Source organism: Mycobacterium sp. (assembly GCF_036490025.1).
Classification (GTDB): domain Bacteria; phylum Actinomycetota; class Actinomycetes; order Mycobacteriales; family Mycobacteriaceae; genus Mycobacterium.
On the sequence record NZ_DASXEP010000055.1, the window covers coordinates 1 to 2,381 of the forward strand.

Consider the following 2,381-nt stretch of genomic DNA (forward strand, 5'->3'; position numbering starts at 1 on the left):
GACGTAGTCGAGTAGGCGTTCAAGTAGGCGATCGAACGGTACGTGCGGGCTGAGGTGACCGATGGGTGGCGTGGTATGCGCTGTGACGGGCGAAATCACCGCATCGAAGTCGGCGATGAAGCGCGCGTAGGCCCGGGCTGCTTGTCGTAGCCTCACGATGGTTGCCGGCGTCTTGGCCCATCGAGCCCGGTGGTGGCGGCGAAGACCCAGGTTGAATCCGTCGGCTAGGCGGGGGTCGAATGACCAATCGAGGTGCACTTTGGCAGTGGTCAACGACAGATCGGCCAGCAGCGCAAAGTAGTGCACGAAGTCCTCGGCGAACTGGGCGCCGAAGGGCAACGGCGCTGGGGTGATCGTGTGTCCTGCGCCCTCCAAAAGTGCGGCCGTGCGTTCGACGGCGGCGCGGTTCTGGGCGTCCACGCCGACTCCGACAATGGTGTCTAGCTGCAAGCCGATGTGCAGGCGGCGGCTGGAGGTGCCTTCGACCAAGCCCACGGGTTTGAGTTTGGGGTTTCGCCAGTAGTCCTCCGCGGCCGCGACGTAGGCGGCTGTGTCGCGGACGCTGCGGGTCAAGACGCCCTCGGAGATGATGTTGATGGGCAATGTTTTGGCTTGTTCTCCGTTCACGTGACGTCCGCGGCTGGGTTTGAGGCCGACAAGGCCTGCGGACGCGGCAGGGCAGCGGATCGAACCTCCGCCGTCGTTGCCGTGCGCGATTGGTACGACGCCGGCGGCGACCAGGGCGGCTGCGCCGCCCGAGGAGGCGCCGGACGAGAAGCCGGTATGCCAGGGGTTGCGGGTCGGCGGGCCGGCGGCGAATTCGGTGCTCGCGTTTAAGCCGAATTCGGGCATTCTCGACTTGCCGAGCAGGCTCAGGCCGGTGCTGTGCAGTTGCCTGGCGTATGCCCCGTCGTTGCGCGCCGGAGAGGCGACGAATGCTTCGCTGCCATGGGTCGTGGGTAGGCCGGCAAGGTCGGTGTTGTCTTTGATGAACGTCGGAACGCCATAGAGGCGAGCGCGGGGATCGGTGGCGTGCCGGGGTGATTCATACAATGGTCGCGCAACCGCGTGCAATACGGAGTCGACTCGATCGAGGCGAGTCAGGGCTGCAGTGGCGAGTTCGTCTGGGTGAACGGTTCGGTTGCGCACCAGTTCCGTCAGGGCGACGGCATCGTGTCGACCGAGTGCGTCATCGCCGAAGGCATGCACGGCGTGGCGGTTCATCATCGTTGGGACTCCTTGGTTTGTTCGGTGGCCGCGGCGGTGAGGTCGTCCAGCACAGCTCGTGCAGCGTGCTCGCCGAAGCGGATGGCACCTTCGAGGTAGCCAGCGAATTGGTCGGCGTGCTCGGTGCCCGCCCAGCGAGTCGCGCCCGACCTCTGCAGCTCCCGCGCCGCCGTGAGGCCGCTAATGCCCGCGCCGACGACGACAACGTCCGCCATCTCTTCAATCATCAGTACGAATGTACTGTAGGTACAGATGTACTGTAAAGTCGCGCGGGAAGAAGACTCCTGAAAGGCAGGCGGTCACCATCGCCAACCATCGACGGCCTGCAACCGAGATCCGCGACGCGATCGTGAGCGCAGCGGTGCAGGTTGTCGGCCGGTGCGGTGTTGACGGCCTGACTCACCGAGCCGTCGCCGACGAAGCCGGTGTCTCGCTGTCATCGACGACGTATCACTTCGCTTCCAGGGAAGACATCGTCGGCACTGCCCTGCAACGGGTCGCAGCACAGGAAACGGCCAAGGCGCAAGCCGCCATCAATGCCCTATCCACCCGCGATGACAAGCCCCACCAACAAAACCGAAACCTGCTAGCAGCCATCACCGAAGAGCTCGCACCGAAGGATCGAACCGCGCTTCGAGCCCAATACGAGCTCCAGCTCTACGCCGCGGACCATCCGCACCTGCAGCCCGTAGTGCGGACTTGGGTTGAGGCGATCGAGGAAATGTTCACCGAGATCCTGCACCGAATCGGCGCCAAAGAGCCGGCGCAGTCAGCGCGAGTACTGGTCGCCGCAATCGACGGCCTGCGCCTCACCGCACTAACTACCGCACCCTCAGACCAAAGCACCGCCCAGGATCGCGCAGCAATCGCCTGGCTTCTCGACAACCTCCTACCGAAGCCGAAGTCGCATCACAAACAACCATTGCAGGCCGGAACGTGACTTGATCCCCAAATTCCAATGAGCTATCTGAGACAAGGAGAAGCTCCATCTTCCTAATCAGCCGATCGCCCCGAATACCCAAACAACTGGGCGGCTCTACTTCGACGTCAAAGGGGGCACAGCGCCTGACAGCGTGGTGTACCGGGATGCCGGCGGCACGGACAAGGTCACCTGGAAGAGCTGAGCCTGGTTACAGCCCGACCACCGGGACCAG

3 protein-coding genes and 1 pseudogene are annotated in these 2,381 nt (G+C 63.9%); 2 read left to right on the forward strand and 2 right to left on the reverse strand.

Annotated features, from left to right (window positions below):
* Both VGG53_RS06395 and VGG53_RS06400 read right to left on the reverse strand, forming a co-directional pair.
* Window positions 1–1,227 (reverse strand): amidase (locus VGG53_RS06395; RefSeq protein ID WP_331517169.1); only part of this gene is annotated, 1,227 nt, incomplete at its 3' end.
* The gene (locus VGG53_RS06400; RefSeq protein WP_331517170.1) at window positions 1,224–1,454 is read right to left on the reverse strand and encodes an NAD(P)-binding protein; all 231 of its coding nucleotides are present in this window, start codon (window positions 1,452–1,454) and stop codon (window positions 1,224–1,226) included. The genes VGG53_RS06400 and VGG53_RS06395, both read right to left, overlap by 4 nt.
* A gap of 122 nt (window positions 1,455–1,576) precedes the next feature.
* Between VGG53_RS06400 and VGG53_RS06405 the strand changes: the two genes are divergently transcribed.
* Both VGG53_RS06405 and VGG53_RS06410 read left to right on the forward strand, forming a co-directional pair.
* The gene (locus tag VGG53_RS06405; RefSeq protein ID WP_331517171.1) at window positions 1,577–2,167 is read left to right on the forward strand and encodes a TetR/AcrR family transcriptional regulator; all 591 of its coding nucleotides are present in this window, start codon (window positions 1,577–1,579) and stop codon (window positions 2,165–2,167) included.
* A gap of 49 nt (window positions 2,168–2,216) precedes the next feature.
* Window positions 2,217–2,351, forward strand: a pseudogene (locus tag VGG53_RS06410) (DUF1942 domain-containing protein); the annotation flags it as partial.
* Window positions 2,352–2,381: the final 30 nt, after the last annotated feature.